This is a genomic window from Chryseobacterium sp. G0162 (assembly GCF_003815715.1).
Classification (GTDB): Bacteria; Bacteroidota; Bacteroidia; order Flavobacteriales; family Weeksellaceae; genus Chryseobacterium.
The window spans coordinates 1,637,968-1,653,479 of the sequence record NZ_CP033922.1; the positions used below are offsets into that span (position 1 = coordinate 1,637,968).

13 protein-coding genes are annotated in these 15,512 nt (G+C 36.9%); all 13 read left to right on the top strand.

Annotated elements, in window-relative coordinates; all coding sequences use genetic code 11:
• Nucleotides 1–59: 59 nt before the first annotated feature.
• A complete protein-coding gene (nuoD, locus tag EG344_RS07605; protein WP_047423999.1) occupies nucleotides 60–1,283 on the top strand; it encodes an NADH dehydrogenase (quinone) subunit D in 1,224 nt (407 codons plus the stop codon).
• A gap of 102 nt (nucleotides 1,284–1,385) precedes the next feature.
• Entirely contained in the window at nucleotides 1,386–1,895 is a 510-nt protein-coding gene (gene nuoE / locus EG344_RS07610; protein ID WP_048508762.1) for a complex I 24 kDa subunit family protein, read from the top strand.
• Between the two features lie 96 nt (nucleotides 1,896–1,991).
• Nucleotides 1,992–3,350, top strand: coding sequence for an NADH-quinone oxidoreductase subunit NuoF (nuoF, locus tag EG344_RS07615; RefSeq protein ID WP_123908952.1), 1,359 nt, complete (start codon nucleotides 1,992–1,994; stop codon nucleotides 3,348–3,350).
• A 5-nt stretch (nucleotides 3,351–3,355) separates the two neighbouring features.
• Nucleotides 3,356–4,228 (top strand): hypothetical protein, encoded by an 873-nt coding sequence (locus EG344_RS07620; RefSeq protein WP_123908953.1) that lies wholly within the window; start codon nucleotides 3,356–3,358, stop codon nucleotides 4,226–4,228.
• A gap of 41 nt (nucleotides 4,229–4,269) precedes the next feature.
• Nucleotides 4,270–5,268: a 2Fe-2S iron-sulfur cluster-binding protein gene (locus tag EG344_RS07625; protein WP_123908954.1), complete on the top strand. Its 999-nt coding sequence runs from the start codon at nucleotides 4,270–4,272 to the stop codon at nucleotides 5,266–5,268.
• Between the two features lie 96 nt (nucleotides 5,269–5,364).
• Nucleotides 5,365–6,429, top strand: coding sequence for an NADH-quinone oxidoreductase subunit NuoH (gene nuoH, locus EG344_RS07630; RefSeq protein ID WP_123859051.1), 1,065 nt, complete (start codon nucleotides 5,365–5,367; stop codon nucleotides 6,427–6,429).
• A 152-nt stretch (nucleotides 6,430–6,581) separates the two neighbouring features.
• Entirely contained in the window at nucleotides 6,582–7,139 is a 558-nt protein-coding gene (locus EG344_RS07635; RefSeq protein WP_040996950.1) for a NuoI/complex I 23 kDa subunit family protein, read from the top strand.
• Nucleotides 7,139–7,636, top strand: a complete 498-nt coding sequence (locus EG344_RS07640; RefSeq protein WP_068939958.1) for an NADH-quinone oxidoreductase subunit J — start codon at nucleotides 7,139–7,141, stop codon at nucleotides 7,634–7,636. Before EG344_RS07635 ends, EG344_RS07640 begins: the two co-directional genes overlap by 1 nt.
• A gap of 4 nt (nucleotides 7,637–7,640) precedes the next feature.
• Complete coding sequence (gene nuoK, locus EG344_RS07645; RefSeq protein ID WP_065396642.1) at nucleotides 7,641–7,970, top strand: NADH-quinone oxidoreductase subunit NuoK; 330 nt, start codon at nucleotides 7,641–7,643, stop codon at nucleotides 7,968–7,970.
• 2 nt (nucleotides 7,971–7,972) lie between these two features.
• Nucleotides 7,973–9,886 (top strand): NADH-quinone oxidoreductase subunit L, encoded by a 1,914-nt coding sequence (gene nuoL / locus EG344_RS07650; RefSeq protein WP_123908955.1) that lies wholly within the window; start codon nucleotides 7,973–7,975, stop codon nucleotides 9,884–9,886.
• Nucleotides 9,887–9,888: 2 nt separating this feature from the next.
• On the top strand, nucleotides 9,889–11,382 hold the full coding sequence (locus EG344_RS07655; protein WP_123908956.1) for a NuoM family protein: 1,494 nt from the start codon (nucleotides 9,889–9,891) through the stop codon (nucleotides 11,380–11,382).
• A gap of 151 nt (nucleotides 11,383–11,533) precedes the next feature.
• The gene (locus tag EG344_RS07660) at nucleotides 11,534–12,913 is read left to right on the top strand and encodes an NADH-quinone oxidoreductase subunit N (protein WP_123908957.1); all 1,380 of its coding nucleotides are present in this window, start codon (nucleotides 11,534–11,536) and stop codon (nucleotides 12,911–12,913) included.
• A 235-nt stretch (nucleotides 12,914–13,148) separates the two neighbouring features.
• Nucleotides 13,149–15,467 carry a GAF domain-containing protein gene (locus tag EG344_RS07665; RefSeq protein ID WP_123908958.1) on the top strand — a complete coding sequence of 773 codons (2,319 nt, stop codon included), beginning with the start codon at nucleotides 13,149–13,151 and terminating at the stop codon, nucleotides 15,465–15,467.
• Nucleotides 15,468–15,512: the final 45 nt, after the last annotated feature.

The following is a 15,512-nucleotide window of genomic DNA, read 5'->3' on the forward strand; positions in this document are numbered from 1 at the left end:
AGCGAATGGCCAATGGCGGCTAGCCAATAGCCAGAAGCAAATAGCTAAAAGCAATCATTATGAAAGATAACTCATTATCTAATATACTAAACCAGTACGAAAGTAAGGAACAGATTGACGGACAATTATATACCCTGAATCTAGGACCTACCCACCCTGCCACTCACGGGATTTTCCAGAATATCTTAACGATGGATGGAGAAAGAATCCTTCACGCTGAGCAAACGGTAGGCTATATCCACAGAGCATTTGAGAAAATTTCTGAAAGAAGAAACTATTCTCAGATCACTACCCTTACCGACCGTATGAATTACTGTTCTGCTCCAATCAACAATTTGGGTTGGCATATGACAGTAGAGAAGCTGATTGGTGTAAAAGTTCCAAAGCGTGTAGATTATATGCGTGTTATCCTAATGGAACTGGCAAGAATCGGTGACCACCTGATCTGTAATGGGGTAACCGGGATGGACTCAGGAGCAATTACAGGTCTTACCTATATGTTCATCGAAAGAGAACGTATTTATGATATGTATGAGCAAATCTGTGGGGCAAGGATGACTACGAATATGGGAAGAATCGGAGGATTCGAAAGAGATTTCACTCCTAAGTTTCATGAGTTATTACAAGACTTCTTAAAGACTTTCCCACCAAGATTCAAAGAATTCTGTACGCTATTAGAGAGAAACAGAATTTTCATGGACAGAACCATCGGTACAGGAGCAATTTCTGCCGAAAGAGCATTAAGCTACGGTTTCACTGGTCCAAACCTACGTGCAGCAGGAGTAGATTACGACGTGAGAGTTGCACAGCCTTATTCATCATACGAAGATTTCGATTTCATTATTCCTGTAGGAACTTCAGGAGACACTTACGATCGTTTCATGGTTCGTCAACAGGAAATCTGGGAATCCATTAAAATTATCAAACAAGCATACGAAAACCTTCCAGAAGGGCCATTCCATGCGGATGTTCCTGACTTCTATCTTCCTGAAAAGGCAGATGTATATCAGAAAATGGAAGCATTGATCTACCACTTCAAAATTGTAATGGGAGAAACTGATGTACCGAAAGGAGAAGTTTACCATGCTGTAGAAGGTGGAAACGGAGAATTAGGTTTCTATCTTGTGAGTGATGGAGGAAGAAGCCCTTACAGACTTCACTTCAGAAGACCATGTTTCATCTACTATCAGGCATATCCAGAAATGATTACAGGTTCTGTAATTTCAGATGCTATTGTAACGATGTGTAGTATGAATATTATTGCGGGAGAATTAGACGCATAAATTGTAAAAAGTATCATTGTAAAATGTATTCATGATTTTGCAGTGATTAAAATAAATAAGTCATTAGTACATTGTACATTGTACAATAATACATTAAATAAAATGAGCGAAACAATAGCTTTTAAACCGGAAAGTTTAGCACAGGTACACAAAATTATCGCAAGATATCCTGAAGGAAGACAGAAATCTGCTCTTCTTCCTGTACTTCACTTGGCACAGAAAGAATTCGGAGGATGGTTAGATGTTCCTGTGATGGATTATGTTGCCGAACTATTAAGTATCAAACCGATCGAAGTATATGAAGTAGCAACTTTCTATACGATGTTCAATATGAAACCGGTAGGTAAATATGTTTTGGAGGTTTGTAGAACAGGACCGTGTATGGTTTGTGGAAGCGAAAAAATCCTTGACCATATCAGAACGAAACTGAACATTAAAGATGGAGAAACTACTGAAGATGGTATGTTCACCCTAAAACCTGCTGAATGTCTTGGAGCGTGCGGATATGCACCAATGCTACAGCTTGGAAAGTTCTTTCATGAAAATTTAACGATAGAAAAAGTAGATGAAATCCTTGATCTTTGCAGACAGGGACAACTTGCTTTAGACTAATAAAGATTTTAAATCCCGAATTTAAAATCAGTTAATTTTTTTAATAATTATAAAAAGCTAGAAGCCAAAAGCCAATAGCTAAAAGCATAATAAACAATGAGTAAAAAACTTTTACTTAAAGACGCACATATAGAAGGTATTCGCTACTTTGAAACGTACCGTAAACAGGGAGGTTACACAGCAGCTGAAAAAGCCTTGAAGATGACTCCTGATGAAATTCTTGAAGAAGTAAAAACTTCAGGACTAAGAGGACGTGGTGGAGCTGGATTCCCAACAGGGATGAAATGGAGCTTTTTGGCAAAACCGGAAGGCGTTCCAAGACACCTTGTTGTAAATGCGGATGAATCTGAGCCTGGAACATTCAAGGACAGATATCTGATGGAGTTCCTTCCTCACCTATTGATCGAAGGAATGCTAATTTCATCTTACTGTTTAGGTTCAAATGTTTCTTATATCTATATCCGTGGAGAGTATTCATGGATCCCGGATATCCTTGAAGAAGCTATTGAAGAAGCTAAAGCAGCAGGATTTTTAGGTAAAAATATTTTAGGAACTGGTTTCGATCTTGAAATCTATGTACAGAGAGGTGGTGGAGCTTATATTTGCGGTGAAGAAACTGCATTGCTTGAATCCCTTGAAGGAAAAAGAGGTAACCCAAGATTAAAACCACCATTCCCGGCTGTAAAAGGTCTTTGGGAAAGACCAACGGTGGTAAATAACGTTGAGTCTATTGCAGCAATTGTTCCAATCATTGATATTACAGGTGCTGAGTATGCTAAAATCGGTGTAGGAAGATCTACAGGTACGAAATTGATTTCTGCTTGTGGAAACATCAACAAACCAGGGGTATACGAAATTGACATGACCATTACCGTAGAAGAGTTCATCTACTCTGATGAATATTGCGGTGGTATTAAAGACGGAAAAAGATTAAAGGCTTGTATTCCTGGAGGAAGCTCTGTTCCTATCGTTCCTGCTAACTTATTGTTGAGAACAGTAAACGGAGAGCCAAGATATATGAACTATGAATCATTAGCTGATGGTGGTTTTGCTACCGGAACAATGATGGGTTCAGGAGGTTTCATCGTGTTGGATGAAGATCAGTGTATCGTAGATCACACAATGACTTTAGCAAGATTTTATCACCATGAAAGTTGTGGACAATGTACACCTTGCCGTGAAGGAACAGGATGGATGCATAAAATCTTAAAGAAAATTGAAAAAGGAGAAGGAAAAATGGAAGATATCGATCTACTTTGGGATATCCAGAGAAAAATCGAAGGAAATACAATCTGTCCATTGGGAGATGCAGCAGCTTGGCCTGTTGCAGCAGCAATCCGTCACTTCAGAGATGAATTTGAGTGGCATGTGAAAAATCCTGAGTTATCTCAGACCCAAAATTATGGATTGGCACATTATGCAGATCCTATCCCAGCAGTTGAAAAGAATGCGTAGGTAAAATGAAAAAGTTATTGGTTGTCGGCTTAATGATGTCGAGTTTTGTTTTCGGACAGAAAAAAGATTCTTTACTTGTAGAAAATAATGCAGACTTGTTTAAAACTCCTGTTTCTAAGAAACCGGAACCTTTAAGCAAAAAAGGTCAGATGTTCGCTTTTTATGGATGGAACAGAGCAGCATTCAGTAATTCTGATATTCGTTTTAAAGGAAATGGATATGATTTTCAACTGAATAATGTAACCGCTCAGGATAGACCTACCAAATTTGGTCTTGTTTATTTTGATCCAAGTTGGTTTACTGTAACGCAGTATAATTTCAGAATAGGATATTTTATTAAAGATAATTTAGCGCTTGTTTTAGGAATTGACCACATGAAATATGTGATGGACCAGGATCAAACCGTTAACTTTAAAGGGCATATTTCAGATCCTGAATATGCAGCCATGGTACAGAACGGGCAAGTAAACCTTGCAGATGAGAAGTTCCTTACTTTTGAACACACAGACGGACTTAACTATGAAAATTTAGGTCTTGAAAAATACCAAAGTCTTATTAACAAGAAAAATGTTGATTTGGTTTGGTCGTATGGAGCCGGTATCGGATTTATGTTCCCCAAAAGTAATGTAAAGCTTTTTGGAAATGAAAGAAGTGACCGTTTTCACGTTGCAGGTATGGGAACTGATGTAAGAGCCAGTCTTAATTTAGTACTTTGGAACCATGTGATGGTAAGAGTAGAAGGAAAAGCAGGTTACATCAATATGTGGGATATTAAAACTACATTGAATAACAAGCCAGACAAAGCACAGCAGGATTTTGTTTTCGGACAGTTGATGGCTGGAATTGGATATACATTTAATACAAAGAAATATAAATAACAAAGCCTATTGCTTAATGCATAAAGCTTAAAGCATACAATATGAGCGAAGAAGTTAAAAAATTCAAAATAACGATAGACGGACAGACTGCTGAAGTTTTGCCTGGTACTTCTATTTTGGAAGCGGCTAGACAAATCGGTGGTAAATCTGTACCTCCCGCTATGTGTTACTACAGCAAATTAGAAACCAGTGGAGGAAGATGCAGAACGTGTCTTGTAGAAGTTTCTAAAGGATCTGAAGCAGATCCACGTCCTATGCCGAAATTGGTAGCAAGCTGCAGAACGAATGTAATGGACGGTATGGAAGTTAAAAACCTTACTTCTGAGAAAGCTCAGGAAGGAAGAAAAGCGGTTACCGAATTTTTATTGGTCAATCACCCGCTAGACTGCCCTGTTTGTGATCAAGCTGGTGAATGTCATCTTCAGGATCTTGGATATGAGCATGGAAACCTTGAGACAAGAACAGAATTCGAAAGAAATACTTACGAAGCTGATGATCTTGGTCCGCACATCAAACTGAACATGAACCGTTGTATTCTTTGTGCAAGATGTGTATTAGCTGCTAACCAATTAACAGGTGAAAGAGAGCACGGTATTCTTTTCAGAGGAGATCATGCTGAAATTTCTACTTACTTAAATAAAGCTTTAGACAATGACTTCATCGGAAACGTTATTGACGTTTGTCCTGTAGGAGCATTAACAGACAGAACATCCCGTTTTGCCAGCAGAGTATGGTTTACAAAACCAATGAACGCTTCTTGTAAATGTGATAAGTGTTCTGGAAAAACTGTAGTTTGGATGAAGGGTGATGAAATCGTAAGAGTAACTGCAAGAAAAGACCAGTGGGGCGAAGTTGAAGAGTTCATCTGTGATACATGCCGTTTCGAAAGAAAAGCATTATCAGACTGGAATATCGAAGGTCCTAGACATATCGACAGACACTCTGTAATTTCACTGAATCATTACCAGAAGCCAAAAGACGAATTGATAATGATTGATAATCCTGGTGCTAAGGAAATCAGTGAAAAAGACGAAAAATAATTTTAATAAAGACAATTAGATCTCAGACACAAGACATCAGACTTAATCTCATATCTAGTATCTGACATCTCACATCTAAAAATCTTTAAAACAAAAATGGATTTACTTACATTTAAACTTATACTTGTACTAGCACTTTTCCTGCTATCGTTAACGATTGCAGCCTACTCTACCTGGGCAGAAAGAAAAGTAGCCTCTATCATGCAGGATAGAATTGGTCCTAACAGAGCAGGACCTTTCGGATTACTGCAACCTCTTGCTGACGGTGGAAAATTCTTCTTTAAAGAAGATTTTACGCCTGCCAATGCTGAAAAATTCCTTTTCGTATTGGGACCGGCTTTAGTAATGTTTATTTCATTAATCACAGGAGCCGTTATTCCTTGGGGTAAAAGTTTAAATATTGCAGGTACTTCTTTTGATCTTCAGGTAGCTAACATTGACGTTGGTGTACTTTTCATCATCGGAATGGCTTCCATTGGGGTTTACGGAATCATGATCGGAGGTTGGGCTTCGAACAACAAATACTCATTACTAGGTGCTATCCGTGCTTCTTCTCAGATGATTTCTTATGAATTGGCCATGGGATTAGCGCTTCTTTCTATTATTATGATGGCTGGAAGCTTAGACTTAAAAGTAATCACAGAAAACCAGACTCACGGAAAACTATGGGGAATTATTCCTTGGGTTTCCGGAATGAACTGGAATATTTTCTACCAACCGGTTGCTTTCCTTGTATTTTTTGTAGCAGCTTTAGCAGAAACAAATAGACACCCGTTCGATTTACCCGAGTGTGAATCTGAATTGGTAACAGGATACTCTACAGAATATTCTTCCATGAAGTTAGGTTTATATATGTTCGGGGAATACGTGAATATGTTTATTTCTAATGCTTTTATGGTGGTTCTTTTCTTCGGAGGTTATAACTATCCTGGGATTGAGTGGGTAACTCAGAACTGGGGAGAAAACGTTGCAGGAATCTTAAGTATCGTAGCATTCTTAACGAAAACTGTCATCGGAATTTTGATCTTCATGTGGATCAGATGGACGCTTCCAAGATTCAGATATGACCAGTTAATGCACTTAGGATGGAAAACATTAATCCCGATGGCATTGGTAAACCTATTAATTACAGGAGCTGTAATTTTAGCATTTGCAAACTAAGAAAATTTGAAAATGAGCTGATTTGAAAATTTGATAATGAAATCAAAGTTTTATCTTTAGCCTATCATATTCAATCATCAATATTAAATAATTAAGATAGCAGACAAGATTAGTCTAAAATCTGGTGTCTAACATCTAATATCTATAATTAAATGAAACTTACAAACAGATCAAAAGTTGTTTCCAATAAAGAAATGACCCTTGCTGAAAAAATCTACCTTCCTGCGATCTTTACAGGGATGGGGATTACATTTAAGCATGCTGTAAGAACCGTGATAAAGGGTGCTCCCGCAGTATATTCGTATCCGGAAGTACAGAAGCCAAGAACGACTATCTGGAGAGGTCAGCACGTTTTGAAAAGAGACGAGGAAGGCAGAGAAAGATGTACAGCTTGTGGACTTTGTGCGGTAGCTTGTCCTGCAGAAGCCATTACGATGACTGCTGCTGAAAGAACTAAAGAGGAAAAAGGACTTTACAGAGAAGAAAAATATGCTTCAGTATATGAAATCAATATGCTAAGATGTATTTTCTGTGGGATGTGTGAAGAGGCTTGTCCTAAATCTGCGATTTATCTTACTGACAGATTGGTAGACGTAGAAACCAACAGAGGTTCTTTCATTTACGGAAAAGATAAATTAGTTGAAAAAATAAATGAAAGGATTGACATTACGACAAGACAATCCGAGAAACAAAAAAATGCGGTAAAATAATGGATCAGTTTTTATTTTTCTTGGTGGCGTTTTTAGCAGTGTCAAGTGCGGTATACTTCGTGTTTGCAAAAAATCCTTTATATGCTATTTTGTCATTAATTGTTACGATGTTTTCAATTGCCGGAATGTACATTCTTTTGAATGCTCAATTCTTAGCAATTATCCAGATTATAGTGTACGCAGGTGCTATTATGGTACTTTTCCTTTACATTCTAATGATGCTTAACCTTAATAAAGCAGACGAAAGTAAGAAGGGTAATACTTTAAAATTTATTGGAGTTTTTACTGCAGGTCTTCTTTTAGTAGGAGTTTTAGGAGTATTCAGAGGCGTTCAGCAAAACCATATTGTGGTAGAGAATGTAGACAGAGGTGTTGGTCTTACTAAAAATCTGGGTAGACTTTTGTTTAATGAATATGTTTTACCGTTTGAGCTTGCTTCTATCCTGATTTTAGCAGGTATTGTAGGTGCGGTATTAATCGGTAAAAAAGATTTATAAAATTATGGGAGAAGTAAATACATTTATACAAAGCATCCCTTTGGACTACTTCATTATCCTTTGTTCAGTATTGTTCTGCTTAGGAGTGATGGGCGTATTGCTTAGAAAAAATGCTATTGTGATTCTAGGCTGTGTAGAGCTTATGCTTAATTCTGTAAACCTTTTATTGGCTGCTTTTTCAGCATATAAAGGCAACGGAGACGGACAGCTTTTAGTGTTCTTCATTATGGTGGTTGCTGCTGCGGAAGTAGCGGTAGGTCTGGCAATTATTGCTATGCTGTATAGAAATACCCGTTCTGTAGATGTGAGTATATTTAATAAATTAAGAGGATAAGAATGGAGAATTTAGTATATGCAATAGTACTTTTACCACTTTTAGGGTTTCTTATAAACGGTTTATTCGGAAAAAATCTTCCAAAAATAGTGGTGGGTTCTTTGGCAACTGCGATGGTTTTCGGATCATTCTGTATTGCTGTAAGTCTTTTCATGAATTTTAATTCTGAAAGCCAGCCCGTAATCGTAAAAGCTTTTGAATGGTTTAGAGTTAATGGTATTCAAATCAATTTTGGATTCCAAATCGATCAGCTATCTTTAATGATGGTCATGATCATCACGGGTATCGGTTCACTGATCCACTTATACTCTATCGGATATATGAGTCATGACAAAGGATTCTATAAGTTCTTTACTTATCTGAACCTTTTTATTTTCTCAATGTTACTTTTAGTAATGGGAAGCAACTACCTTATCTTATTCATTGGATGGGAAGGTGTAGGTCTTTGTTCTTACCTGTTGATCGGATTCTGGTACACTAACGAAGAATATGGTAAAGCGGCAAGAAAAGCTTTCATCATGAACAGAATTGGTGACCTTGCGTTATTGATCGGTATCTTCATGATCGCTTCTCAGACCAATGCTGTAGATTATCTTTCTGTAGCAGAAAACGCTTCAAAATTTGAATTAGACGGAACAGTGATTATCTTTATCACAGCGAGTTTATTCATCGGTGCTACCGGTAAATCTGCTCAGGTTCCATTATATACTTGGTTACCAGACGCGATGGCTGGACCAACTCCTGTTTCTGCATTAATTCACGCGGCAACGATGGTAACGGCGGGTATCTATTTAGTAGTAAGATCTAACTTCTTATTTACTTTAGCTCCAACGGTACAAGGAGGAATTTTATTCATCGGATTCTTAACTGCAGCTTTAGCAGGATTCTATGCACTACGTCAGAACGACATCAAAAAAGTATTGGCATACTCTACTGTTTCACAACTTGGATTCATGTTCATCGCTTTAGGTCTTGGTGCTTATACAACAGCCATGTTCCACGTAATGACGCACGCTTTCTTTAAAGCTTTGTTATTCTTAGGTGCAGGTTCTGTAATCCACGCAATGAGCAACGAGCAGGATATGCGTTTCATGGGAGGTCTTAAAAAATATATTCCTCTTACGCACGCTACCTTCCTTATCGGGACATTAGCCATTTCAGGTTTCCCTTTATTATCAGGGATGATCTCTAAAGACGAAATTCTAGTAGCAGCTTTCGCTAAAAATCCAATGTATTGGGTAATTTTATTTGTTTTAGCGGCAATGACTGCAACGTATATGTTCAGACTATACTATCTGACTTTCCACGGAGAATTCAGAGGTACTGAAGAGCAAAAACATCACTTACACGAAAGCCCATCTAATATGACATTACCATTGATCGTATTGGCTATCCTTTCTGTAATCGGAGGTTTCATCAACCTGCCACACTTCATCGGTCACGGACACTATGCTAAACTGATGGAATGGTTAAAGCCTGTTCTTACGGAACAAAGCTACAGCCAAATGGAAGCTACTCTTTCAGGAGTACCTTTCAACACTGAAATGATCTTATTAGCAGCAACAGTATTAATGTTCTTCTCTGTATGGTTTATCGTAAGAAATACCTATGTGAAAAAGAAAAAAATGGCTGTGGCAGAAGAGAGCTATACCGGATGGGAAAAGCTTTCTGCTAAGAAATTATATGTAGACGAACTTTACAACGCATTGATTGTAAAAACTGTTGAAGGATTAGGACGCGGAGGAAAGATGTTTGATAAGGGGATCTTAGACCGTTTTGTAAACTTTGTAGGTGATGGTGCTGAAGACAGCGGAAAAGCTATGAAGCGTGTACAAAACGGAAATGTAGAGACGTATATTCTTATCATGTCTTTAGCTGTGGGAATTATATTAATTGTTAACTTTTTATTACAATAATAATGTCTTGTTTATTATTAACATTATTACTATTACCTCTAGTAGGTTCGGGATTAGTTTTTGCGTGGAAGAGTAATTCCAGCAAATATTTGGCACTGGGAATTGCATTGGTTCAAATGCTTCTTACGTTTTATATACTTTCGGATTTTGATTTTACTCCGACAGTAGACAGCGTATTGCAGCACGAGATCAATTATCCTTGGTCACAGTTTATGAAGAGTTCTCTTCACTTCGGTATCGATGGGATGAGTATGCTTCTTTTATTGCTGACTAACATTTTAGCGCCAATTATCATTTTATCATCTTTCAATGAAAGTGTAAACTACAGAAATACATTCTATGGATTGATTCTGTTGATGCAATTCGGTCTTGTAGGAGTATTTACTTCTTTAGACGGATTATTGTTCTACATTTTCTGGGAAGTTACTTTGATTCCAATTTGGTTTATTGCCGGACTTTGGGGACAAGAGAATAAAAGGTTTGAATTCACTACGAAATTCTTCGTATATACATTCGTGGGATCTTTATTTATGTTAGCCGGATTGATCTATGTGTACAACCACTCTGCATCATTCGCTTTAACTGATCTATACAATGCACAACTGAACGAAACACAACAGACTGTGGTATTCTGGTTTATCTTCTTTGCTTTTGCAGTGAAATTACCAGTATTCCCTTTCCATACATGGCAGCCTGATACCTATACCTACTCTCCTACTCAAGGATCGATGTTATTATCCGGTATCATGCTTAAAATGGCAGTGTACGGTGTAATGCGTTATTTACTTCCAATCACTCCACTTCCGATTGCCGGAATTTCAGGACAGATTGTAATTATCCTTGCGATCGTTGGAATTGTACATGGAGCATTGATCGCTATTATCCAAACGGATATGAAGAGAATCATCGCTTATTCATCTTTCTCTCACGTAGGATTGATGGTAGCTGGTATCTTCGCTTCAGCAGTAGTTACTTTAAGAGGAACTTTCAACGTTGAAGGTGCTGAAGGAGCATTGGTACAAACTTTCGCTCACGGTATCAATGTAGTAGGTTTATTCTACTGTTGTGATATTTTATACAAGAGATTTAAATCAAGAGACATCAGACAAATGGGTGGTTTGGCTAAAGTAGCACCTAAGTTTGCTGTTTTATTCCTGATTATTATATTAGGTTCAATGGGAGTTCCATTGACGAATGGATTCATCGGAGAATTTATCCTGTTAAAAGCAGTATATGATTTCAATGGAACAGCAGCTGTAATTGCTGGTCTTACGATAATTCTTTGTGCAGTGTACTTATTGAGATTCTATGGAAAAGCAATGTTTGGAGAAGGAAATGCAGAAGTGCTAAGCACAGCAAAGGATTTATCTGCTGTAGAATTCTCTGTATTGGCTAGTTTAGCGGTTTTTGTGATCTTACTTGGTATTTTCCCACAACCGGTAATCGATATGGTGAGTAGTTCAGTGAAGTTTATCTACACAGCGATGGCTAACTAAAAAATTAAAAGATTTAAAAATTAAAAAAATAAGAGATTAGAGAGCATAAAGATAAAGACGAAGAGATAAGAGACGGGAAATTTTGAACCTGGAACTTTACACTCTAAACCTTGAACTTTAAACTTTAAATCTCACATCTCAAATCTATATTATGAGTGTTTTAATTATTGTTTTCCTAACGGCAGTTATTGCGTTATTTTCAGGAGTTTTCGAACAAGGAAAATTCGCAAGATACATTGGGATTTTGGGTTTAATCATCGCATTGTATGTAAGCTTTATGCCTGAGTGTTCGTTCTTCGATCATTACAAGCATATGTATGAATACAGTGCCAATACTGCATTATTCACTAAATTATCCATTGTAACAACCTTATTGTTATTCTTCTTGGGAGGTTTTGCATTCAGCAACCACAGAAGCCACCAATCAGAATTATATGCATTGATGTTATTTGCATTATGTGGAGGAATTGTACTTTTCGGATACCAGAACCTGGTAACCATGTTCTTAGGTGTTGAAATCCTTTCTATTCCATTATATGTAATGGCAGGTGCTAACAAAACTGATCTAAGATCAAATGAAGCTTCAATCAAGTATTTCCTAATGGGTGCATTCGCAACAGGTTTCCTACTTTTCGGAATTGCGTTCATCTACGGAAGTGCAGGAAGTTTTGATCTATATAAAATTCACGACTTTGGAGTAGCGAATACAGGGAACGTAATGTTCATCTTAGGAGTATTGCTTATCCTTTGTGCATTGGCATTTAAAGTAGCATTAGCTCCTTTCCATATGTGGAGCCCTGATGTATATGCAGGATCACCTTCATTGATTACAGCATTCATGGCGAGTGTAGTAAAAATCTCCGGATTCTTTGCACTGTTCAGATTGATGACGATCGGTTTTGCCGGAGTTACTCATGAATGGATCAATGTTTTGGGAGTATTCTTAATCATCACTTTATTATTAGCAAACGTTATGGGTCTTGCTCAGACGAATGCAAAAAGAATGTTAGCCTACTCTTCAGTTTCTCACGCAGGATACATCGGATTGGTATTCTTTGGAATGACAAGTCTTTCTACTTATAACTTAGCATTCTATTTATTCGCTTATGCTTTATCTACAGTAGGAGTTTTCATGTGTCTGATCTGGGTAGAGAAATTAAAAAGAGAAACTTCTTTCGGAGCTTTCAAAGGATTGGCAAAAACAGAACCTTTATTGGCAACAGCTGCAGCGATCTCTATGCTTTCAATGGCAGGGGTTCCGTTAACAGCTGGTTTCATGGGGAAATTTGCTTTATTCTCTCAGGCAATGAACGGTGCAGCTTTCTTAGTATTGGTAGCAGTTTTAGGGTCTGCCCTATCGATCGCTTACTATTTAAGATTGATCATCGCCATGTTCTTCTTTAAAGAATCAACATTCAAGTCATCAGAGAAAGTAACACTTACTTACAATATTGTTGCAGTATTTGTAATTGTAGCTATTATTATCCTGGGTATTTTCCCGGATCTGTTTGCAAAAATGTTCGGACTGTAAGATCTGAATTTTAAAATATAAAAAAGCACAACTTTTCAGTTGTGCTTTTTTTATTAAAATTTTGCTGGTACATTCATATTTTCAAAAAGAAATACAGAATCTAACAATAGAAGATCTATTTTTAGGAATTCATTCAAAAAAATAGAATAAAACAGCTACAAAATATTATTTTCACTAATACAAAGCATATTTATAAATAGTCTTTTTTTCATAACTTTACTTTAAATTTCAGCTCTTGGCTAATCTTTACAAAAAAGACTCTCCATTTCAGGTTTATATCTCGTTCAAAAAATATTTGGATGTACTGGAACATATCCGGTATAATGACCGTCTGGAATACAGGGCAAACTATGCAGAATCCCTGATCGAGCAAACCCGGAATTTTCAAGAACTTAAAGAAGGCTTTCAGGATATAAGTATTCTGGAAAAAAATGAAGACCTTATCAGATCACTGCTCACCGATCTTTTCCCTACAGGACTTACCCGAAATGAAATAAAAGCAGCAAGTATCCCTCTTTCCAATATTACGTTCAACTATACGGAGAGATTTAAGGATATTCTTAAAGATGCAGGAAAAGATTTTGAAATTGAACTTAGAAATATCAGTGACAACGAATTTTATGTGTTTTGTTGCTGCCTGATTCTTCAGAGCTATTTTAAAAAAGATATCAGAAGCACCATCCCGTTCTATTATGATATCCCGAATAAACTGGGAATCATGAAACACTACAAGATAACGGTGAATTCAGATTTTACAGAAATTTATCCTACAGAGGATGCTAAAATACCATCCGATGAAATCATGGATATGCTGCTGGAAAATCTGGATGATTTTAAATTGTGGAAGAAATATTTTCCATCGCAATCCTGGATATTGAAAGGTTTTACCATCATCTCGTTGGTAGACTGTACCTCTGAAGTAGCCCTTTCTGATCTTAAATCAAGCATGATCGAAATTGATCCTGAAAATTTAAATCCGAATGAGAATCTGACAGAAATTTTCAAATCCTATTTTGACGTCCCGGAGCTCAGTTTCGGGCTGATGACCTTTAACAAAAAAGAACAGAAGCTTGATAAACTTCCGATTTATGAAAGCCTGCTCACCAATCATATTCTGGATTTCTGGATCAATACATTTGACGAAGAAACCCGTAAAACGACTTTTAACAATTTAAGCCACAATTCAAAATCCATTGTAGTTTCCAATGTGGATAATCTGGATGAGAATGTCAGGCAGCTTCCGTCCTTTACTATTTTAAAGGATAATAATGTCAACAGCTTCATGGTCATTCCTATCATGAAAGATAATGAACTTCTTGCTATTATGGAGTTTACTTCTCCTATCGCCGGCAGTTTCAATGGTTTAAAACTCAAAAAACTTGAGTTTTTTACCGATATGGTCCTGTTCTCTCTCAGCAGATTCTATTTTGAAAAAAATTATCAGATAGAAGCCATTATACAGCGAGAATATACGACCATTCACGATAGTGTGGTATGGAAATTCAGAAATGAAGCAGAGAAATATTTTACCGCTTCTCTTGGGAAAAAAATACATACTTTAAAGGAAATATCATTCAAAAATCTGACTCCCTTGTTTGGAGTATCAGATATCCGTTCGTCATCTGAAAAACGTTTTAACCTGATGCTTAAAGACCTCAACCATCAGATTGAATGGCTTAATGATATATTCACTCTCACCAATTCTGATTCTGAAAAATTCATATTGGCATTGGATGTATTTGAAAATGAATTAAATAATGAAATAAAAGCCGATACAGAACAACGCTTCCAAAGAGTATTGAGAGAGGAAATTCATCCTTTTTTACAAGGAAAATTAGAGGTGAGAACCCCTAGACCAGTGAAGGCTAAAATTCAGGATTATTTTTCTCAGGTACTGGCCCAAACAGATCTGTTTTACAGCCATAGAAAAAATTTGGATGATTCTATTACGCTTGTCAACAGAAAACTTGCAGATATGCTGGATGAAAGCCAGATCAAAGCACAGGAAATTTTTCCGCATTACTATGAAAGATTTAAATCTGATGGTGTAGAGCATAACCTCTATATTGGGCAATCTATTTCTCCCGATCTTCATTATACTTCAAAAGTAGTTCATAAACTGAGATACTCGCAATTGAAAACCATTTGCAAGATGGAGATTGAGTTTCAGTCCTTTAAAAAAGACCTTCCTATTCCACTGGATATAGCATCTTTGATCTTTGTGTATAATGAAAAAATAGACATCCGTTTCAGAATGGATGAAAAACGTTTCGATGTAGACGGAGCCTATAATTCTTACTACGAGATCATTAAAAAACGTCTGGATAAAGCTCATGTAAAAGATTCGTCAGAACGAATTACAGCTCCCGGAAAGATTACCATTGTCTATTTCGGTATGGAAAACCAGAAAGAATACCTGGAATATGTTACTAAACTCCAGAAAAAAGGTATTCTGGAACATGATGTGGAGTTTCTAAAAGTAGAGGATCTCCAGGGAATTACAGGGTTGCTGGCACTCAGGGTTTCAATCAGTCAGAATGAGTCTGAAAAATAATAACTTTATTACTTCATAAAAAAATCACCAATATTAAAATTGGCT